Raw genomic sequence first — 21728 nt, 5'->3', positions numbered from 1 at the left:
CAAGGCGATAGGATAAACCAGACTTTGTCCAAGCTCACGGTATATTACACAAAATGCTGCCATCAAGGTTTGATGTGAATGCATTTATGAAGCAACAGGTAAAACAACTGCATTACGGTTGACACGTATAAAGCAGTCAAATACTCTGACGCCGTTCGTATAAAACGGGCAGAAGCCGAACACGGACAGCAGCCTGACGGTTATTGCTGCACCAGCCGATTATTTTGATAAAGGATAAAAAAGATGGCGGATCTTGCTGAAATCTTTGATGAAATGAAGCATCACTTCAATACTGAGGCAGCAGCCGGTCTCGATCTGATTTTCCAGTTCGATATTGAAGATGGTGACACCTATCACCTGATTGTTAAGGACGGAACCTGTGGTGTTGTTCCTGGTGCCAGCGATGATGCCAATGTCACACTGATTATGGATTCTGAAACCCTGAAGGGAATTATTTCTGGTGAAACCGATGGCATGCAGGCTTTCATGATGGGCAAACTCCGTGCCGAAGGCGATATGATGCTGGCCACCAAACTGCCAGAGCTGTTTCCAGCCTGATTTCAGCTCTCCAAAAAAAGCTTCCTTGTTTGCACAGGGAAGCTTTTTTATTTCCAGCTAGATTTCACACCCACCTTACATACAACGTTCTACCCACCGATCAATAAGACTCCGGGCAATGGTCTGCTTTGGAGGAAGCTTTGGCAGCTTATCAACCGGATACCAGTCTGCGGCTGCAAGCTCTTCCGGATCAATGGTCAGCTCCCCGCTTTCGTATCTTGCGGTAAAACCAACCATCAGGTTATGGGGGAACGGCCAGGGTTGACTGCTCGAATACTGAATATCAGTGACTTTGATTCCAGTCTCTTCCATAACCTCACGGGCAACGGCCTGTTCAAGATCTTCACCGGGCTCAACAAAGCCGGCAACCAGTGAGCGGAAACCAGGGGGATGACGGTGTGAACGGGCTAGAAGGATGCTGTCACCCCGGGTAATCAACACAATAATACAGGGGCTGAGTACCGGATAAGCACGGAAGCTGCACTGGCTGCAGGTTCTGGATCGATCAGCGCCTTTTTCAACCGGCTCCAGCCGGGTTTTACAGCGGGGACAAAAACGAAAGTTCCTGCCCCAGTTAATCAAGGCACCCGCCTGCAGAAGAATCTGGCCAGGCAGCTTGTCGGAAATAATTGCACTGCGCAGTGGTTCAGGCTCAATAAGAATCCTGTTCGGTGCCACTTCCACAGCAACAAAGGCACAGGTATCACTGCTGCCCAGTGTGTGTCGCTGAAGAATATGTTCCTCCTGAACCGGCAGCGCGGTCCAGCAGTAACCCTGGTCAGGAGCCGGAACAATCTGGCCTTTGACAAAAACAAGGTACAGCCACTGATGAGATGATCCTTCAGTGGGGGCTTCAATCTGAAAGTGATCGAGATCCTGATGGTGCAATATCATAATTTCTTCCGTTCGATCCATTGAACTGATGACTATGAAAATGCCGCCCTGTTCCGCAGCACAGTCCGATAAGCAATACCAAAGTTTATTGAAGTTAGCTTACCGGACTATTTAATCCTTTATATGATCTGGCTTAGGAATTTTCTTCAGAAAAACGTTCTTTCCATAAGCAATTTCCGGCCTTCTTTTCAATAGCAGCCAGTTTTTCCTGATGCATGCTGATTTCTTCTGCAGTTGCTTTCAGCACTTTCAGTGGAGGGCGGTCAGTGGACAGGCGGCGGATCATGCTCGCTCCAGATTCTCCATCACCGGAACCGTCCTGACTACCAAGAGAGAGAGCTGTCTGACCACCGGTCATTGTCAGGTAGACATCTGCCAGTATCTCGGAGTCAAGCAATGCTCCGTGCAGGGTACGGCTGGAGTTATCTACGAAATAGCGTTTACAGAGGGCATCCAGGCTGTTGCGCTGACCCGGGTGCTTGCGGCGTGCCAGCGCCAGGCTGTCAGTAATCTTGCAATAATCTTCAATCTTACCTGGAGACTGAGCGCCCAGCAGATTGAATTCATGGTTGATAAAGCCCACATCGAAGGGGGCGTTATGGATAACCAGCTCAGCGCCATTAACAAAATTGAGAAAGTCTTCAGCGATATGGGAAAACAGTGGTTTATCTGCCAGGAACTCATTGGTGATACCGTGTACCTCTATGGCACTCGCTTCCACCTCCCGCTCAGGCTGGATATACACGTGGTAGTGATTACCGGTCAGCTTGCGGTTAATAACTTCCACGCAGCCGATTTCAATAACACGGTGGCCCTGGCTGGGTTCCAGACCGGTTGTTTCCGTATCGAGTACGATAATTCGGGACATAATATCTGCTCAGTCGTTATTTGCCGGCGGCTTCTTGGGCACCACGGCGGGCCAGTTCATCAGCCATTTCGTTGTCAGGATGACCGCTGTGTCCTTTGATCCAGTGCCAGTCAACGTCATGGCGGGACGCCTCTTTCTCCAGACGCTTCCATAAATCCACATTCTTGACCGGCTTCTTGCTGGCTGTCATCCAGTTCTTGCGCTTCCAGCCTGCCATCCATTCCGTGATGCCCTTGCGCACATACTGCGAATCTGTGGTCAGCTTCACTTTGCAGGGCCGGGTCAGAACGGCCAGCGACTCAATAGCCGCCATCAGTTCCATCCGGTTGTTAGTGGTATTGGCTTCACCACCATAGATATGACGTTCCTTGATATCCCCGTAACGCAATACAGCTCCCCAGCCTCCCGGACCGGGGTTTCCGCTACAGGCACCATCAGTGAAAATCTCAACCACAATACTCAAGTGTTTTCCTTCATTAAATCACCAGCGGTACAGGCGGTACTGCCAAACAGGCGGTTGCCGGTACTGCGCCAGCGGCGGTCGTAGGGTATCAGGCCCGAACGTTCCTTAACCGCCACCATTATATAAAAACTGCCCATGGGTATACGGCTGGTGGAAAAGAATGTTTCCACCCGCTTGCGCCGCAACGGGTGCAGACGTGTTGTCAGTGGAAACAGTGCCCCACCAAAATGAAGATGACACTGGCGAAAGTTCAACAGCGTCAGCCAGTCATTGATTCTTCGCGGGGCAAAAAACCTGGCCCGTCTGATTATGCGGTCTTCACCACAACCCAGCATCCTTACAGGATTCCACAAACTCAATGGATTAAAACCGACAATCACCAAACGCCCACCCGGCATAATGGCGCGGCAGGCTTCCCGCAGGGTCCGGTGAGGTTTTTCTGAAAACTCCAGCACATGGTGCAGCAGAACCATATTCATACTGCGTGGCTGTACCGGCCATTCGGTAACCGACAGACGAATTGTTTCCGGCCCACCGCTTTCCTCGAGAGGCGTCAGAAACGTCTTGTGTACGATTTGGGTTGCTTCCAGCAACGAGGCATCAGGCAGTATTCCCAATGTACTGGCATGATGGCCAAACATACGTGGCAGCAGCAGATCCAGATCCCGCTGTTCGGTTCTCAGCAGAAACTGGCCACGTTCCGTAGCCAACCACTGCCTGACTGCTGGCAGATATTCGGCAAATGTGCCTTGTTCCGATCCGGCCTTAAACGCAAACATTCAGTATTCAGTATCCATGACTATTGGCATGCGACAGGTTAACCAGTACGATCACGGCGTAATGTGCCCATACCGGCGGTAATATGATCTCAATAACTGGCCTGCCAGCGTTCAATGACAATTATATTTGGATGCTGGTCGACTCGAAAAGCCAATCCTGCTTTGTCGTTGACCCAGGCGATGGTGAAGTCGTACTTCGTGCATGCCAGGAACAGGGTTTGACCTTGAAAGGCATATTACTGACTCACCACCATGCTGATCATACCGGTGGAGTTGCCCGTCTGACCAGCCTTGATGATATTTCGGTTTACGGGCCGGCCAAAGAAAGCATCAAAGGCATAACCCAAAAGCTGTCGGAAGGTGACATCATTACCATTCTTGGTCATGATCTGGCGATATTTGATACGCCCGGTCATACCGCCGGCCATATCAGTTATTTCGGGCACTGGCAGGATCATGAACCTGTGCTGTTCTGTGGTGATACCCTGTTTGCCGGAGGGTGTGGCAGACTGTTTGAGGGCACACCTGCACAGATGAGAGAGTCTCTGACTAAACTCTCCAATCTGCCAGACAATACGCTTGTCTATTGCGCTCATGAATACACTCAGGCCAATCTCAATTTTGCCCGGGCTGTTGAGCCTGAGAATACCGATCTGCAGGAACGCTACCAGCAGGTACTGACACTTCGGGAACAATCCCGGCCAACGGTGCCTTCGCGAATTGTAGATGAACGTAAAACAAACCCGTTCCTGCGGGCAGATGTTGAGCTGGTTCGCAAAGCCGCAGAAATTCAGAGTGGCCAGACGCTGTCTTCTGCAGATGAAACCTTTGCTGCAGTTCGCAGATGGAAAGATACATTTTAAAATGCCGCTGGTGATGCCACTGGGCATTTTTGTTATTTAAGGTGCAGCCTGCCAGTGACAGGGATAATGGCAGCTGTGGACAGAAGAGACTAGATACCGGTTACCAATGCAAGATAAGACGCCCACCCAGGACGTACAGATTCGTTCAGCGCTCCGCCTGACCAGACCACTGGTGCTGGCTTTGGCGCTGGGTGGCTGTCAGACCATGATACCCGACAGTGCTTCTACCCCCTCAGAGCCCGTGATCAGTAAAGCTGTTCAGGAGCAGAAGAAACCTGAGGTTAAGGTTAAAAAAGAAGTTGCTGTCCAAATCAGCAAGAAGAAGCCGGTTCCAAAGCTGGTACCGCCTCCGCCACCCGAAGATCTGGTTGAGGTGATTCGTGGTGGTCTGGGTATGAACCTGGATCAGGACAATGCCCGTATCAGAGCTGAGCTGCGCTGGTACAGCCGTAACCAGGGGTATTTTAACCGGGTTATTGACCGTGCAACCCCCTATCTCCATTACATTGTTGCTGAAACCAAGAAACGAAATATGCCGATGGAGATGGCGCTTCTTCCCATTGTTGAAAGCGCCTTTGACCCATTCGCCTACTCTTTTGGCCGTGCCGCAGGCCTGTGGCAGTTTATCCCTTCCACAGGACGTCATTACGGACTCGAACAGAACTGGTGGTACGACGGCCGCAGAGATGTTGTTGCAGCAACCAATGCCGCACTGGATTATCTGGTTGAACTGAATGAGCAGTTTGATGACTGGGAACTGGCCCTTGCAGCCTACAACGGTGGACGCGGTAATGTTGCCAACTCTATCAAACGCAACAAGAAAAAGGGCAAAGCTACAGACTTCTGGTCGCTCTCCCTGCATAAGGAAACTTCGGCCTACGTACCCAAGCTGATTGCGATTGGTAAAATATTCCGCGACCCGGCCCGCTACAATCTCAAACTAAAACCTGTGCCCAACGAGCCTTTCTTTGCACAGGTTGATATCGGTCAGCAGATTGATCTGGCCCGTGCCGCCAAACTGGCGGAACTGGAAATGGAAGAACTGTATCGCCTGAATCCTGCTTTCAACCGCTGGGCGACGAGCCCTGATGGCCCTCATCGTCTGCTGATTCCTGTTGATCAGGCGGAATCTTTTCGTGAGGCCATTGCCGGTCTGCCTTTTGAGCAGCGCCTTGAATGGCAGCGCTACACCATTAAATCCGGTGACAGCCTGATACGTATCGCCAAACGCTTTGGTACATCACCTGAACTCATCAAGGATGTAAACCGAATCAGTGGCACCCGGATTGTGGCAGACAAATCTCTTCTGATTCCTGTTCCATCCGGTGACAACACCGACTACACCCTTACGGCCGAGCAGCGCCGGATTGCCAAAGCCAGCCGTCCTGTGAAGGGACGCAGCAAGATCGACTACATCGTTCGCAGCGGTGACAGCTTTTGGGAAATTGCCCGCAAGTATGATGTTTCGGTTAAGAGCCTGGCTTCATGGAACAGCATGGCTCCCGGCGACACCCTGCGGGTTGGCCAGAAGCTGGTGGTGTGGACCGGCAAAGCCAAAGGAAGCAATCAGGGCGTGGTAAGAAAGGTGACCTACAAGGTTCGTTCCGGCGATAACCTGTCGGCTATTGCTTCACGCTTCCGGGTTTCTGTCAATGATATCCGCAACTGGAATACCCTTGGCAAATACCTCCAGCCCGGCGATAACCTGACCCTTTTTGTTGATGTAACAGCCAGATAAACCTTAATCAGGCAGTTACTGTAATCCGATAACAGTAACTGCCCTTCCCCCGGTCTTCTCTCTCCTGCACTCGTTCCCTCAACCCTTTCCAGGCCACGCCGATAATATTTCGGGGTTCAAATATCAGGCTGGTCGGCATGGAAAAGAAGTGCGAGTACTGCGACTGCTGTCCTTTTTTCCAGAGTACTCTGGTTGATATGCCGGCTACCGAAGCGTTGACGAAAAAGAAGTACTGCCATGATGACTTCAAAAGCTGTGCTCGTTACATCGTAACGATTGAAGTTGGCGCAGAGCATGTTGCCGATAGCCTGTTTCCCAACAACAACGAGCAAGCTGAGCGGGTCATAACGAGAGTTCGCGCTTCACAATAATTAGCTGATAAAAAGCGCAGTCCAACCCGGCATTCCATCTATATTTCAACCAATAAACATGAAGCAGGATGGATCTTGACTACACCACGCGCACTAACACTGCTGGCCTTTTATCTGGTCGTGTTCCTTGTTCTTGCCAAATCTGGTTATTCCCGGGCTGAAGAATCAGGCATCATTTTCAGTCATGCCATCTCCCTCCATGGCAAGCCTGCCCTTCCTCCCGATTACAAGCACTTTAAACACGTTAAGCCTGATGCGCCTAAAGGTGGAACTATCCGCATTGCCGCCATGGGAACATTTGACACTTTTAATGTCTACGGCTCCCAGGGAAAAGCTGCTTATGGCCTGTATCTGACCAACAGTTCACTGCTAACCCGGAATTGGGATGAACCTCTGACCAAATATGGGGTAATGGTTGAGAAGATCGAACAACCTGCGGATAACAGCTGGGTAGCTTTTCACATTAATCCCAAGGCTGTTTTCAGTGATGGCAAGCCAGTCACAGCAAAAGATATTGTATTCAGTTTCAATATTCTTCAGTCAGAGGGCAGCCTTTTCTGGCAACAGTTCTACCAGGATGTGGAGGCAGTCAAAGCCACCTCAGAGCACAGGGTTTTGTTTACCTTCAAACACAACAGAAACCGTGAACTGCCCCTGCTGATCGGACAACTGCCGGTTCTGCCTGAACACTGGTGGAAGGATCGTGGTTTCAATGCCGATCTGCTCGAACCACCAGTTGTCAGTGGTGCATACAAGATCAAGCGTTTTGCAGCCGGACGTTTTATTGAATACGAGCGTATCAAGAATTACTGGGCTGAAAACCACCCGGCCAATGTTGGGCGAAATAACTTCGATATTGTTCGCTACGACTATTACCGCGACAGTAATGTGATCCTTGAGGCCCTGAACAGTGGCCAGCTCGACTGGCATATTGAGGGTTATCCTCGCTACTGGCTGGAAGGCTACAGTAAGTCAGCCCTTAAAACCGGCAAGCTTATCAAGGGCACCTGGAAGAACCATAACCCCCAGACCAGTTCACTGGTATTAAATAGCCGAAGAGCCCCGTTCAATGATATCCGGGTACGTGAAGCTGTCGCTGTACTTCTGGATGTTGACTGGGTTGTTGCCAACCTGCTCAGCAATATGATGGTCAGGGCAAAAAGTTTCTTTGATGGATCCGAGCTTGCAGCGACGGGTTTGCCTGAAGGGAAAGAGCTTGAACTTCTCAGCAAGTGGAAAGGCGATCTTCCCCAGAGAATATTCACGGATATATGGCCGCCGGCCGGTTCCATGGCCAGAAGAGAAAAGCTGAAGTACGCAATTTCCCTGTTCAAAGAAGCTGGTTTTCAGCTGGAACAGGGAGTAATGAAGACACCTTCTGGAAAACCATTTTCTTTCGAGATTCTTCTGGGGGACCCAAGTAATGAGCGACTTCTGCAAACCCAGGTTCGTCGCTTTGCTGAAGCCGGAATCACGATGACAATCAAAACGGCAGAAAGCGCCCGTTACCTGAAAAGTATCCGGGCACTGGATTTCGATGCCATTCTCCATTCTTTTCGTCACACACCTTCACCCGGCATAGAGCAGAGAAGCTTCTGGAGCAGTGCCAATCTTAATGAAGAGGGAACACTCAATCTTGCCGGAGTCAATATTCCTGCAATTGATGAGATAACCGAAGCCATTCCCGCTTCAAAATCCTGGGCCGAGCTGGTCACAAAAATAAAGGCAATGGATCGTATATTGCTGTGGCATTTTCAGGCCATTCCAATGATCTACAACCCAAGCTGGCAAATAGCCTACAGCAACAGGGTCTCTCCGCCGGATAACCTTCCACGTTATTCAGTAGAACGCACAACATGGTTTGCCACTGAGCCAACTAAACTAGACGATAGTGTTAAACAATAAGAATCCCAGTTTATGACGGCCTACCTTTTCCGCCGCCTGCTTCTTATTTTTCCAACCATTCTTGGAATTCTTTTGCTGAATTTCATTATTGTGCAGGCTGCCCCTGGTGGCCCTGTTGAACAGATGGTGGCTGAACTTCAGGGGTTTGATACAGGTGCAACCAGCAGACTTGGTGGAACAACCGAAGAAGCCAGCCTGTCTTCACTGGAGCTGGATGAACATCAGGGCTCTCGTGCTATCTCCAAAGAATTGCTGGATAAAATCAAGAAGCAATATGGCTTCGACCGGCCAGCACCTGAACGATTTCTCAAAATGCTGAAAGAATACCTGACCTTTGATCTCGGCAAGAGTTTTTTTCGTTCGATCAAGGTGACAGACCTTATCTGGGAAAAACTTCCGGTCTCAATCTCTCTGGGTCTCTGGAGTACTCTGCTGGTTTATCTTATTTCCATTCCCCTTGGCATATACAAAGCTCTTCGACAGGGTACAGCCTTTGATGCCTGGAGCAGCACCTTTATAACGGTCGGCTATGCAATCCCGAGCTTTCTGTTTGCCATGCTGCTTATCATCCTCTTTTCAGGTGGTTCCTACTGGCAGCTGTTTCCACTGAGGGGGCTGACTTCCGATAACTTTGATGAACTGACTCTGATTGGCAAAATCTCTGACTATATCTGGCATATGGTTCTGCCAATAACGGCGATGATTATTGGAAGTTTTGCCACTTTAACCATGCTGACCAGAAACTCATTTCTGGAAGAGATTCGCAAGCAGTATGTGATAACAGCCAGAGCCAAGGGGTTAAAAGATTCCCAGATTTTGATCAGGCATATTTTCCGCAATGCCATGCTGCTGGTGATTTCAGGATTTCCGGCTGCACTGATAGGTATTCTTTTTACCAACAGCCTGCTGATCGAAATTATCTTTTCACTGGATGGACTCGGGCTGTTGGGCTTTGAGGCCATGATCCAACGGGATTACCCGGTTGTATTTGGCACCCTCTATGTCTTCACATTGATTGGGTTACTGGTCAAGCTGGCAGGCGACCTCACCTATACATGGGTAGACCCTCGCATCACTTTTGATGCCAGGAGTGGCCTGTGAATCCACTGAACCAGAGACGCTGGCAGGCCTTTAAGCAACACCGACGCAGTTATTTCTCCTTTTGGTGTTTCTTATTACTTTTCACTGTCAGCCTGTTCTCTAACCTTATTGCCAATAACAAACCTCTGCTTCTCTCCTACCAGGAGGAGCTGTATGTACCTTTCCTGAAGACATACCCGGAAACCACCTTTGGCGGAGAGTTGGATATTGAACCGGACTGGCAGGATGACTATATCCAAAACCAGATTGAACAGTCCGGAGGATGGATTCTTTCTGCGCCGGTGCCATTCAGCTATGACACCATCAATTACAACCGGCCAGCACCTGCACCGCCATCCAGTGAGAATTACTTTGGCACTGATGACCAAGGGCGTGATGTTCTGGCCAGAGTCCTTTATGGCCTTCGAACATCAATACTGTTTGGCTTGATGCTGACACTTGGAACAACTCTTTTCGGCGTCAGTATCGGGGCTGTACAAGGTTATTACGGTGGTTCTGTTGATCTGTTAGGTCAGCGTTTTCTGGAAGTGTGGTCAGGGCTGCCTGTTCTCTACCTGCTGATCATTTTGTCCGGCCTGATCGACTCCGGTTTCTGGTCCCTGCTCGGCATTCTTCTTCTGTTTTCATTTGTTCCACTTATCGATCCGGTCAGAGCGGAATTTCTTAAAGCCCGTAATTATGATTATGTGATGGCCGCCAGAGCCATGGGCCTTGGTCATGCCCGCCTTATGACGAGGCATATCCTCCCAAATGCACTGGTTGCCACTGTTACATTCCTGCCATTTATTCTGTGTGGAGCTATCGGCACCCTGGCTTCACTGGATTTCCTGGGTTTTGGTATGCCATTGGGATCCCCCTCACTGGGTGAGCTGATTGCTCAGGGCAAACATAACCTTCAGGCACCATGGCTTGGTATCACGGGATTTCTGACAACATCACTTCTGCTGATCCTACTGGTTTTTATTGGCGAAGGCGTTCGTGATGCCCTTGATCCGAGGAATGTAAATGGCTGAACCACTACTTGAAGTGAATGAGCTGTGCATCACCCATAAAGCCTCTGACAAAACACTCGTCTCGGATGTCAGTTTCAAAATAGAGAGTGGAGAAACTCTAGCTCTGGTTGGTGAGTCAGGGGCAGGTAAATCCCTGACAGCTCACAGCATTGCCCGCCTTACTCCTGACTCTATGGAAATTTCGGGGCTTATTCACTTTCGGGGCAAAGATCTAATCCGGCAAAACGATGGATACCTTCAAAACCTCAGGGGTAACCGGATTGGAATGATTTTCCAGGAACCCATGACTTCGCTGAATCCACTTCAGACTGTAGGCAGACAGGTTCAGGAGAATATCCTTCAACATCAGCCAGTCTCTCCTCAGGAAGCTGAGCAGCAATCCCTGCAACTCTTTTGTGATGTCGAACTTCCCAATCCGGAAGTTATCCATAAACGCTACCCACATGAACTGTCGGGTGGTCAACGACAGCGGGCCATGATCGCCATGGCCATCGCCAATAGTCCTGACCTGCTCATCGCTGATGAGCCAACAACCGCACTGGATGTCACGGTGCAAAAGCAGATACTGGCCCTGCTCGGAAAACTTCAGAAGCACTACAACATGGCCATCCTGTTTATTACCCATGATCTTGGATTAGTCAGGCACTTTGCTGATCGCATGTGTGTTATGGCTGACGGGAAGCTTGTTGAAAAAGGAGAGACTGATAATATTTTTGCAAACCCCAGGCACTCTGTGACCCGAGATATTATTGATAGTGAACCGACCGGACAACCATACCCGGTGGTCAGTGACGCAAAGAATGCACTGGTCACACAGGAGCTGAGAGCCTGGTATAGACAAAGGAAAAGTTGGTTTTCAAAAACCAATAACGACCCGGTTTTTGATAAAGTTTCACTCAGCTTGAAACAAGGAGAAACCCTTGGCTTAGTTGGGGAAAGTGGCTCAGGAAAAACCTCTGTTGCCCTCGCACTTCTGAGGCTTATCACGTCTGATGGTGAGATCTTCTTTTTTGAACAGGCCGTTCAGTCTCTGTGCGAAAAGACGTTTCGTCCCTTAAGAAAAGATATCCAGATGGTCTTCCAGGATCCATTTGGCAGCCTTAATCCAAGAATGTCTATTCGGGAAATTCTGGGCGAAGGCCTGATTATTCATAGCAGATTGAATCCGCTGGAGCGGGAACAGAAAATGCGTCTGGTGCTGGATGAAGTGGATCTCCCCTACTCCTCACTCGATCTTTATCCCCATGAGTTTTCCGGTGGCCAGCGTCAGCGTATCGCTCTGGCCCGTGCTGTTATTCTGGAGCCCAGACTGATCATTCTCGATGAACCAACATCTTCTCTCGATCGAGGGTTGCAGCTGCAGCTGATTCACCTTCTGCGGAAAATTCAGAAGCAACACAATACATCTTATATTTTTATCAGCCATGACCTCTCGGTCGTTCGAGCCATGAGCCACCGTATTGCCGTGATGAAGTCGGGGAAACTCATCGAGTGTGGTCCCTCTGAACAAGTTTTCAATTATCCAAATCACCAATACACTAAAACTCTTATTGAAGCCGCATTTCTGAATTAATCCTGTCATTCTCAAGAAATCAAATTTGTGTTTTACCTGTTTTCATTTTGTCGCAGCATTTCGATTTTTGAAGGTTATAAATCGGGGAATAAAAATATGATTGTATAATATATTTATGGAAGATATTCAGGCATAAAAAAACCGGATGGAGAACATCCGGTTAAATATCAATAATTACTGGCGTTTACTTGTAGTAAGCATTCTCAGTATTGGAGTGATCAGTCATATCCTTCACTCCTTTTAGTTCGGGGATGCGCTCCATCAGTGTGCGTTCCACGCCGTCTTTAAGCGTCAGATCGACACTGGCACATCCCTGGCAGCCCCCACCGAACTGCAGGATGGCATAGCCCTCTTCGTCCATCTCCACCAGACGAACCATGCCGCCATGGGAAGCCAGGCTTGGGTTAATTTCTGTCTGGAGGAAATAGTTAATCTTCTGATCAATGGGGCTGTCATCTGACACTTTAGGCATCTTGGCATTAGGTGCCTTGATGGTGAGCTGCCCTCCCATCCGGTCAGCTGCATAGTCAACCTTGGCCTCTTCCAGGTAAGGAACACTGTCCTCTTCAATAAAGGCGGTAAAGGCATCAAGCTTCATGGATACATCATTGCCCTTCTCCTCCCCCGGCTTACAGTAGGCCAGGCAGGTTTCAGCGTGCGGTGTTCCCGGGCTGGATACGAACATACGTACACCAATCCCTTCAACATTTTGTTTTTCCAGCAGTTCCGCCAGGTATTGCTGGGCCCCTTCGGTGAATTCGATGGAAAGTTCCGCTGTACTCAAGTGTGACATTCCTGTGTTGGTTTGGAGGGGATTCTACGCTGAATCACAGCCGAGTAAAAGCCCCACTATTACAGTCGGTTATTATTCCCAATGATAGCTTTTCCTGATTTTACAGACGTTTAGCCCAGCTAACTTCTGTGTAGGTTTTAATGATTGCGTCTGATCACCTGCTTCAACGTATCACTCACAATTGTCACCCTTTTTCGCTGTCGCTATCCTCCGCTGGCCTTTGAACTCTCTAACTGAAAGATACAGACCCTGCACAATGTATTAACAATGCAGGGTACTTTCGCAGTAAGAACATCAGCCAATACTGGAGTCCATGTTGTATCGTCTTGATCCGGTTAAACAGTCACATCTGATTTTTCTGGTTCTGGTGCTCTGCGCCATTATCGGCCCACTCTCAATTGACCTGTTTACCCCTTCACTGCCAGCACTGACAGAAGCTTTTGATACAACGCCCTATATGGCGCAATGGACTGTCAGTATTTTCATGCTTGGCTTCGCAATTTCCATGCTGGTTGTCGGCCCTGTCTCTGAACGGTTCGGCAACTGTCGTACTCTTGTTGGCGGTTACGCCATATATCTTATAGCAACACTGGCAATCCTGTTCACCCGCAGCATTGAAGTGATGATTGCTGCACGCCTGATTCAGGCTATTGCCGGTTGCTTTGGTACTGCCCTGTCCCGTGCTATCGCCCGTGACCTTTATAAAGGAAAGAATGATGTCCGTATTCTCGGCATGATTGGCGCTTCTCTGGTAGTGGCTCCGATGGTTGCTCCCGTACTGGGCGGTTTCCTGCAGGAACTTTGGGGCTGGCAAGCCAGCTTTATTTTTATGCTGGCGATCGGTGTTCTGACTATCGTTGTGGTTCGACTGCTTCCTGATGAGAACAAGGGCAACCCGGACGCCAGTTTTGCCGACACCCTTAATGGTTTCTCGGTCCTGTTCCGTGACCGTCGCTATATGGTTCCAGCCTTGACCGCTTCCCTGGCTTTTGCCGGTGCTTTTGTCTTTGTTGTCGGCGCACCTTTCGTACTGATTGGAGCATTCGAACTGTCTCCCAAGGCCTACGGAGCTGTCTTTGCTTTTGTTATGGGTGCTTACATCCTTAGCAGTATGAATGCAGGTCGTATTACCGATAAGCTTGGTCGCAAGAAAGCTACCAACCTGTCCTGGACCATTATGCTTGCAGGTGCCGCGATCGCATTTGGAAGTGCCCTTCTGACTGATGGTCAGCTCTGGCCGGGTCTAGCTCTTGGACTGGTGGTTTATGAGGCGGGCTTGGGACTGTTCCTGCCTTCCTGCCAGGCAAAAGCCCTGTCTCATCTGGATCAGCATGCAGGAACCGGTTCCGGTCTTATCTTCTTCCTGGAAATGATTATTGCCAGTGGAGTCAGTTTTATCGCTGGTAAGATGGTACTTGATAACACATTGCCACTGGCGGGTATCTCCCTGACCATGATTCTGCTTGCTCTGGCCTTATCCAGATTCCAACACTCGGATGCGGAACCAGCCCCCGAAGCAGCTTGATTGTTATCTCTAATGGGGGAAACCATTCCCCCAATATCCTGTTTGACTAAAGCACCCCCCTCCACAAGTTCTACAGATTTTTCAGGAACTCTTTCATACGCTTATCCCAAAGCACACGATTTTGGGAGACAGATATGAACAAAGCTTCACCTCAAAGGCCTTACAGATCACCCTCTCCATCAGCAGGAGCTGTTGGCGGGAACTCACGTAAAAGCTCTACAAGTTCAAGTTCCAAAAACTTCAGTACCCGCTCCGTGGTAACGGAGATCCCTAAAGCCTATATGAACAAACGGGTGGAGAAGGGTTATCACCCACATGCTTACAAAAACTGTTCGGTTGATGGGGAAAGGCGTGTTGCCTTTATCAATGAGCTACGCACAACGGCACCGATCAAAGGAAAGAAGCTGGAGAAAGTAAAAAGCCATGTGCAAGAACCCATAGTGAGGAAGAAAGTTTCATATAAACCGCCCCAGGAAACCCATGCGGAAAAAATGCGCCAGTGGCAGAAAGGTCTTCGTCCTCTTGCTCCGGTCACAAAGGATAAGCCAGCCTGGAGATAATCTTCAGGCTGCGCCCTTCCCCATCCTATCCGGCAAAACAATCTGATACACTGCCTGTCAAAGCTCCCCGTGAGAAAGCGAAAGCAGCCGAATACCCAGCGGCTGCAACAACTTATAAATAATTTAAAGATCTATAGCAGGATACGTTTTACATGAACGTCGCCGAACACCGCCTACAACAACTAAAAGACGCCCTACAACAACGTATTCTGATTCTTGACGGTGCCATGGGCACTATGATCCAGTCCCATAAACTGGAAGAATCTGACTATCGGGGTATCCGCTTTGCCGACTGGCCATCAGACCTGAAGGGAAATAACGACCTTCTTGCGCTGACCCAGCCAGAGATTATTACCGGCATTCACAAGGCCTATTTCGAAGCCGGTGCCGATATTGTCGAGACTAATACCTTTAATGCTACCCGGGTGTCCATGGCCGATTATGGAATGGAAGACCTGGTTCCGGAGATCAACCGGGAAGCAGCCCGACTGGCGGTTAAGGCAGCTCAGGAAATTGAAAAGGCTTCCGGCCAGCCCCGCTTTGTAGCTGGTGTTATCGGCCCCACCAGCCGAACAGCTTCCATCTCCCCTGATGTCAATGATCCGGGCTACCGCAATATCACCTTTGATAAGCTGGTTGAGAATTACTGTGAAGCCACCAAAGCCCTGATTGAAGGCGGTGTCGATTTAATCCTGATCGAAACTATTTTCGATACCCTGAATGCCAAAGCTGCTGTTTATGCCGTGCAGGCTGTCTTTGATGAGCTGGGGCAAGAACTCCCTATTATGATCTCAGGCACCATTACCGATGCCTCGGGACGAACACTGTCTGGTCAGACAACAGAAGCGTTCTGGAACACTCTTAACCATGCCCGCCCTCTGAGTGTCGGCCTCAACTGTGCCCTGGGTGCCGACCAGCTGCGTCCGTATGTTGAAGAGATGGCGCGGGTTGCCAATACCTGTGTCAGTGCCCATCCCAATGCCGGTCTGCCCAATGAATTTGGGGAGTACGATGAAACGCCCGAGCAGATGGCTGATATTGTCGGTGAGTTTGCCAGTTCCGGGCTGGTTAATATTATTGGTGGCTGCTGCGGCACCACACCTGACCATATCCGTGCCATTGCCGAAAAAGTTTCCGGCCTGACTCCTCGCCAGCCAGCCACACCGGAAGTTGCCTGCCGCCTAAGCGGTCTGGAACCCTTTACCATTGACTCCGACTCCCTGTTCGTTAACGTGGGTGAGCGCTGTAATGTCACCGGTTCAGCCCGCTTCAAACGCTTGATTAAAGAAGGTGATTACGAAACGGCCGTTGATGTTGCCAGAGTTCAGGTTGAAAACGGTGCGCAGGTTATTGATATCAATATGGATGAGGGCATGCTTGATGCCGAGCAGGCCATTGTCACCTTTATCAACCTGATTGCATCCGAGCCGGATATTGCCCGTGTGCCGGTGATGCTCGATTCATCCAAATGGAATGTCATTGAAGCCGGTTTGAAGTGTCTGCAGGGCAAGGGCATTGTCAACTCCATCAGCCTGAAGGAAGGCGAACAGCAGTTCCGTGATCATGCCCTGCTCTGTCGCCGTTATGGTGCCGCTGTTGTGGTGATGGCCTTTGATGAAACCGGCCAGGCGGATACTATCAAGCGCAAGATCGAAATCTGCCAGCGTTCGTACAATATTCTGGTCAACGAGATCGGTTTCCCACCACAGGATATTATCTTCGACCCCAATATCTTTGCCGTCGCCACCGGTATTGAAGAACACAATAATTATGCTGTGGACTTTATCGAAGCCTGTGACTGGATTCATAACAACCTTCCCCATGCCATGACTTCCGGCGGAGTCAGCAATGTCTCCTTCTCATTCCGGGGCAACAACCCTGTGCGGGAAGCGATTCATGCTGTTTTCCTTTATCACGCCATCAAGGCCGGACTGTCCATGGGTATCGTCAATGCCGGTCAGCTGGCTATTTATGAAGAAATTCCGAAAGAGCTGAGAGGCGCAGTTGAAGATGTCATTCTTAACCGCACAGATCACGGTACAGATAACCTTCTGGCCATTGCTGACAAGTACCGGGGTGATGGTTCTGCCCAGGAACAGAAGGAAGACCAGGCCTGGCGTGAACAGCCGGTTAACAAACGCATAGAGCACGCCCTTGTTAAGGGCATTACCTCTCATATTATTGAGGACACTGAAGAAGCCCGCCAGCAGGCCAAACGACCCATCGAGGTGATTGAAGGTTCGCTGATGGATGGCATGAACGTTGTTGGTGACCTGTTTGGTGCCGGCAAAATGTTTTTGCCGCAAGTGGTCAAAAGCGCGCGGGTGATGAAACAGGCTGTTGCCCATCTGGTTCCCTTTATCGAAGATGAAAAGGATGAAGGCAGCAAGGCTAAAGGTAAGATTCTGCTGGCAACAGTCAAAGGTGATGTCCACGATATCGGCAAAAACATTGTTGGTGTGGTTCTGCAGTGCAACAACTACGAGGTGATTGATCTCGGTGTTATGGTGCCAGCCGAAAAAATCCTGCAGACAGCCAGGGAAGAGAATGTCGATATTATTGGCCTCTCCGGCCTGATTACTCCTTCACTGGACGAGATGGTTCATGTTGCCCGTGAGATGCAGCGCCAGGATTTCAATATTCCACTGATGATTGGTGGTGCCACAACCTCCAAGGCTCATACCGCTGTTAAAATCGAGCAGCAGTACCAGAATGATCAGGTAGTGTATGTGACGGATGCATCACGCAGTGTCAGTGTATCCACCAGTCTGATCAGTAATGAGCTTAAAGAACCATTTGTTCAGAAGGTTAAGGAAGAATATTCCAAGGTGCGCGAGCGCCACAGCAAACGTCGCCCCAACGCCGAGCGAGTCGCTTTTTCTGATTTAGATCAAAAAGTTACACCGCTTAACTGGAAAGGCTATCAACCTCCCAAACCGAACTTTGTCGGCGCCCGCACCTTCGATGAGATCAGCATTAAACAGCTGCGGGAGTTTATAGACTGGACACCATTCTTTATTTCCTGGGACCTGCACGGCAAGTATCCAAAGATTCTTGATGACCAGGTTGTCGGGACAGAAGCGCAAAAACTGTTTAACGACGCCCAGGAGATGCTGGATCGTTTCGAGCAGAAGAATGAGGTTCTTGCTAAAGCAGTCATCGGTTTCTGGCCAGCCAGTCAGGTAAACCGTGATGATATTGAGCTGCAGGATGGCGAAGAACAGGTGCTTGTTCATCACCTGAGGCAACAGACCAAGATGGTCAACGGCAAGGCTAACCAGTGCCTGTCTGATTTTGTTGCTCCCAAAGACACGGGTCTCGACGATTATATTGGCGGTTTTGTCGTCACGGCAGGTATTGGTGCCCATGAACTGGCCAAGAGCTATGAGGATGCCCATGACGATTACCAGAGCATAATGGTGAAGGCTCTGGCTGACCGGCTGGCAGAAGCTCTGGCGGAATATATGCACTGGAAAGTGCGGACAGAGTTCTGGGGCTACGCCTCCGAAGAGAAGCTCTCCAATGATGAGCTGATCAAGGAGAAATACCAGGGCATCCGCCCTGCTCCCGGTTACCCGGCCTGCCCGGATCACACCGAGAAAGAGACACTGTTCCGCCTGCTGGATGCTGAAAACCAGATTGGCGTGTCGCTGACTGAGCATTTTGCCATGTGGCCAACGGCTTCGGTCAGCGGCTGGTACTTCTCTCACCCGGAATCCAGATACTTTCCGGTTGGGAAAATCCAGCAGGATCAGGTAAAAAGCTATGCCGGTCGTAAGGGAATTTCCCTGCAGGAAGCCGAGCGCTGGCTGATGCCAAATCTCGATTACGAACCTGAGCAGGCCTGAGGTCGCTTATAGCAATAAGGTAAACAACGGCAGGTATTCATAGCCCGGAGGTGTTAGAATGCCTGCCTTTGCCGTGAATATGATTTCTCATCGGGAAGTTGGCAAATCATGTTTCTTCTGCTCATGACTTTTCATTAAACTCATGGCTGTTTCCTGCTGGCTTGAGGTTGTTTTGCCCCAGGGTTTACCGATAAATCGCCTGCGTACCATCCTGCTTCTGGGGCTCCCCATTACCGGGGGAATGCTTTCACAGAGTCTTATTAACCTGATTGATACCGCTATGGTCGGTCGTCTGGGTGAAGAGTCTCTGGCAGCTATCGGTGCTGCCAACTATGCCCTGTTTGTCAGCTTCGCCCTGATTAATGGTTTGTCTGTTGCCGTGCAATCACGAGTTGCACGTTTTTATGGGTGTGGCAATCGCAGTCAGATTCTGGAACCTGTCAGCAGTGGCGTGATGGCGGCTCTTGTTATCGGCCTGCCGTTAACGATTGTGCTTTTTCTTTGTTCAGGGCTGATTATCAGCACATTTGGTCTGGATAGTTCTGTCGCCCCGCTTGCCCTGGATTATTTCCGCATCCGTGTACTCAGCCTGCCCGCCGCGATGCTGATGCTGACATTCCGTGGTTTCTGGAATGGCTATAACACCCCCTGGAATTTCCTGCGTATTTTGATCGTTACCCATGTCGTTAATGCTGTCGCCAGCTATGGCCTGATATTTGGTGTCGGGAACATTATTCAGCCACTGGCTCTTTCAGGAGCGGCTATCGGTACATTGATCGCCATGTACACCGGAGCATTGATCAATACCCTTGCCACTATGCGCATTGCCCGCAGGGATAAACTGCCTAACAGTCGCCCTGACCAGTCCAGAATGCTGCAACTTTACCGCCAGGCATGGCCGGACTCAGCCCAACAGACTCTGTTCGCACTGGGCATGTGCGTGTTCTTCGCCCTGGTTGCCCGTATGGGCAACGATGCCATGGCGATAACCCACGTCATCATCAATGTCTCACTGCTTCTGATTCTTCCCGGGCTGGGGTTGGGAATGGCAGCTACCACTTTGATCAACCACGCTCTGGGTGCGGGAGACACTCATCGTGCCTGGCGCTGGGGCTGGGATGTAGTCACAGTCGCCATGGTGCTGCTGACCCTGTTAAGTCTGCCGTTGCTGTTTATGCCGGAGGCCGTTCTTGGTCTTTTCCTGCCAGATAATAACCGCCTGATTGCCGAAGGTGTCCAGCCTCTGCAACTGGCAGGAGCCGGCTTGATTATCGACAGTATCAGCCTGGTTCTGACCCAGGCTCTTTTGGGCACAGGCAGCAACAAAACCGTGCTGCGCATCCGCTTTGTCACGCTCTGGCAGATTACCCTGCCACTTACCTGGCTGGCAGGAGTCTATTTCGGACTGGGACTCAGTGCAGTATGGTGTATCCAGATTCTTCAGCGCCTGCTCTCTTCTGTCGCCTACTGCTATATCTGGCAGAAAAGAGGCTGGCACAAAGGTCTGTCAGGACATCAGGCCAAACAGAAATACAGCTAATACCATTCCCGGAGCGACATAGCGACAGAGAGTCAGTACCACCAGCTGTGTTCTGTGATTGGCCATGCCAAGCTTGGCAAACAGCAAATCCTTCGGCATCACCCAACCAACAAAAAACAGAACCAGCAGGCTGGTCGTCGGCAGAAGGATATTGGTTGCGGTACCGGTCCAGAGATCGAAGAGAGAGCGACCGGATATCGAGAACTCTTTCCAGAGATTAAATGACAGTAACGGTACCAGCCCCAGAATCCAGATACAGATACCAACCAGCCATGAAGCGGCATTACGCCCTATCTGGTAACGCCGGCTGGCAGTTGCCACCAGTGGTTCAGCCAGGTTAATGGATGATGTCCAAGTCGCGATCATAAACAACACAAAGAACAGCGGCAGCACCCACTCACCAAGGGACATACTGTTCAGTGCCCGCGGCAGGGTAATAAACATCAAGCCGGGGCCGCTCGACGGATCAAGGCCATCACTGAAAACCACAGAAAAGATTGCGATACCTGTGAGCACCGAGACCAGCAGATCAAGGAAAACAACGACACTGACAGCTCGCCAGATACTCTGCTCTTCCGGCATATAGGCCCCATATGCCATCAGACAGCAGGCACCGACAGCAAGCGTGAAGAAAGCATGTCCCATTGCCTCCACCAGAACTCGCAGGTTGATATGATCCCAGTTGGGAGCAAACAGATAATTCAAAGCCTGATCAAAACCAGACAAACCTGATGCATAGAAAACAAGCAGGATAAGCAGCACGTAAAGCAGCGGCATCATAAGATAATTGAGGCGCTCAAGACCACGGGCAACAGGCCGCCCATTGATAAACATGGTAATACCCAGGAACAGCGTGTTAAACACTATCAGTAACAAGGGATTTTCAAGAAATTCCTGAAAGAACTGCCCCAGCTGCTGGCTGTTCATTCCTGCTAGATCACCCTGGGTACTTTTTAACAGGTAATAACCACCCCAGCCCGAAACAACGCTGTAAAACGACAACACCATTGCGGCGGCCAGCATGCCAATCCAGGCGACTTTCGACCAGTTCTTGTTGGCATCAGCAGCTGTCGCCAGTTTACGCAGACTGCTGGCTGGCGTTGCCCGCCCTGCCTTACCAACCACGATCTCGGCAACCATGGCAGGAACCCCCATCAAGAAGACAAACAGCAGGTAAAAGAGTAGAAACAAGCTGCCACCATGCTCGCCAGCCATATACGGAAATCGCCAGATATTTCCCAGCCCAACTGCAGCACCTGCTACAGCCAGAATGAAACCCAGGTTGGTCGACATCCGCTGCTGGTCAGCCATTACACAAGAACCCCATTAGAAGAAT

The 21728-nt window shown here is 50.2% G+C and carries 18 protein-coding genes; 12 read left to right on the top strand and 6 right to left on the bottom strand.

Features of this window, described 5'->3' with window-relative positions; all coding sequences use genetic code 11:
* The first annotated feature begins 243 nt into the window (after positions 1-243).
* A complete protein-coding gene (locus tag M3P05_RS07800) occupies positions 244-558 on the top strand; it encodes an SCP2 sterol-binding domain-containing protein (RefSeq protein ID WP_249698942.1) in 315 nt (104 codons plus the stop codon).
* 75 nt (positions 559-633) lie between these two features.
* Here M3P05_RS07800 and nudC read toward each other — a convergent pair whose 3' ends face one another.
* The 4 genes from nudC to M3P05_RS07780 all read right to left on the bottom strand — a co-directional run bounded on the left by nudC (position 634) and on the right by M3P05_RS07780 (position 3562).
* Positions 634-1452, bottom strand: a complete 819-nt coding sequence (gene nudC / locus M3P05_RS07795) for an NAD(+) diphosphatase (RefSeq protein ID WP_249698941.1) — start codon at positions 1450-1452, stop codon at positions 634-636.
* Positions 1453-1585: 133 nt separating this feature from the next.
* Positions 1586-2320, bottom strand: a complete 735-nt coding sequence (gene dnaQ / locus M3P05_RS07790) for a DNA polymerase III subunit epsilon (protein WP_249698940.1) — start codon at positions 2318-2320, stop codon at positions 1586-1588.
* A gap of 16 nt (positions 2321-2336) precedes the next feature.
* Positions 2337-2783 carry a ribonuclease HI gene (gene rnhA / locus M3P05_RS07785; protein WP_249698939.1) on the bottom strand — a complete coding sequence of 149 codons (447 nt, stop codon included), beginning with the start codon at positions 2781-2783 and terminating at the stop codon, positions 2337-2339.
* Positions 2780-3562: a class I SAM-dependent methyltransferase gene (locus M3P05_RS07780; protein WP_249698938.1), complete on the bottom strand. Its 783-nt coding sequence runs from the start codon at positions 3560-3562 to the stop codon at positions 2780-2782. The genes rnhA and M3P05_RS07780 overlap by 4 nt, the downstream gene beginning before the upstream one ends.
* 83 nt (positions 3563-3645) lie before the next feature.
* Here M3P05_RS07780 and gloB point away from each other — a divergent pair, with 83 nt between their 5' ends.
* From gloB to M3P05_RS07745, 7 genes are all read left to right on the top strand, one after another.
* Positions 3646-4425 carry a hydroxyacylglutathione hydrolase gene (gene gloB / locus M3P05_RS07775; RefSeq protein ID WP_249698936.1) on the top strand — a complete coding sequence of 260 codons (780 nt, stop codon included), beginning with the start codon at positions 3646-3648 and terminating at the stop codon, positions 4423-4425.
* 106 nt (positions 4426-4531) lie between these two features.
* Positions 4532-6163, top strand: coding sequence for a LysM peptidoglycan-binding domain-containing protein (locus M3P05_RS07770; RefSeq protein ID WP_249698935.1), 1632 nt, complete (start codon positions 4532-4534; stop codon positions 6161-6163).
* 137 nt (positions 6164-6300) lie between these two features.
* Complete coding sequence (locus tag M3P05_RS07765; protein WP_249698934.1) at positions 6301-6534, top strand: hypothetical protein; 234 nt, start codon at positions 6301-6303, stop codon at positions 6532-6534.
* A 75-nt stretch (positions 6535-6609) separates the two neighbouring features.
* Positions 6610-8439 (top strand): extracellular solute-binding protein, encoded by a 1830-nt coding sequence (locus tag M3P05_RS07760; protein WP_249698933.1) that lies wholly within the window; start codon positions 6610-6612, stop codon positions 8437-8439.
* Between the two features lie 12 nt (positions 8440-8451).
* Positions 8452-9540 carry a microcin C ABC transporter permease YejB gene (locus M3P05_RS07755; protein WP_249698932.1) on the top strand — a complete coding sequence of 363 codons (1089 nt, stop codon included), beginning with the start codon at positions 8452-8454 and terminating at the stop codon, positions 9538-9540.
* Positions 9537-10553 carry an ABC transporter permease gene (locus M3P05_RS07750; RefSeq protein ID WP_249698931.1) on the top strand — a complete coding sequence of 339 codons (1017 nt, stop codon included), beginning with the start codon at positions 9537-9539 and terminating at the stop codon, positions 10551-10553. Before M3P05_RS07755 ends, M3P05_RS07750 begins: the two co-directional genes overlap by 4 nt.
* A complete protein-coding gene (locus M3P05_RS07745) occupies positions 10546-12126 on the top strand; it encodes an ABC transporter ATP-binding protein (protein ID WP_249698930.1) in 1581 nt (526 codons plus the stop codon). Before M3P05_RS07750 ends, M3P05_RS07745 begins: the two co-directional genes overlap by 8 nt.
* A gap of 184 nt (positions 12127-12310) precedes the next feature.
* On the opposite strand, the gene nfuA is transcribed toward M3P05_RS07745, so the two are convergent.
* The gene (gene nfuA, locus M3P05_RS07740; protein ID WP_408635879.1) at positions 12311-12919 is read right to left on the bottom strand and encodes a Fe-S biogenesis protein NfuA; all 609 of its coding nucleotides are present in this window, start codon (positions 12917-12919) and stop codon (positions 12311-12313) included.
* A 313-nt stretch (positions 12920-13232) separates the two neighbouring features.
* Here nfuA and M3P05_RS07735 point away from each other — a divergent pair, with 313 nt between their 5' ends.
* The 4 genes from M3P05_RS07735 to M3P05_RS07720 all read left to right on the top strand — a co-directional run bounded on the left by M3P05_RS07735 (position 13233) and on the right by M3P05_RS07720 (position 20392).
* Positions 13233-14444: a multidrug effflux MFS transporter gene (locus M3P05_RS07735; protein ID WP_249698927.1), complete on the top strand. Its 1212-nt coding sequence runs from the start codon at positions 13233-13235 to the stop codon at positions 14442-14444.
* Positions 14445-14578: 134 nt separating this feature from the next.
* Positions 14579-15004: a hypothetical protein gene (locus tag M3P05_RS07730; RefSeq protein WP_249698926.1), complete on the top strand. Its 426-nt coding sequence runs from the start codon at positions 14579-14581 to the stop codon at positions 15002-15004.
* 152 nt (positions 15005-15156) lie between these two features.
* Positions 15157-18852, top strand: coding sequence for a methionine synthase (gene metH / locus M3P05_RS07725; protein ID WP_249698924.1), 3696 nt, complete (start codon positions 15157-15159; stop codon positions 18850-18852).
* A 142-nt stretch (positions 18853-18994) separates the two neighbouring features.
* Positions 18995-20392, top strand: coding sequence for an MATE family efflux transporter (locus tag M3P05_RS07720; RefSeq protein ID WP_249698922.1), 1398 nt, complete (start codon positions 18995-18997; stop codon positions 20390-20392).
* Here M3P05_RS07720 and M3P05_RS07715 read toward each other — a convergent pair.
* Positions 20360-21703, bottom strand: a complete 1344-nt coding sequence (locus M3P05_RS07715; protein WP_249698920.1) for a sodium-dependent transporter — start codon at positions 21701-21703, stop codon at positions 20360-20362. The genes M3P05_RS07720 and M3P05_RS07715 overlap by 33 nt on opposite strands.
* Positions 21704-21728 lie beyond the last annotated feature (25 nt).

It is taken from the genome of Parendozoicomonas callyspongiae, from assembly GCF_023502345.1.
GTDB classification, from domain to species: Bacteria; Pseudomonadota; Gammaproteobacteria; order Pseudomonadales; family Endozoicomonadaceae; genus Sansalvadorimonas; species Sansalvadorimonas callyspongiae.
This window is presented reverse-complemented; position numbering and strand designations above follow the sequence as displayed.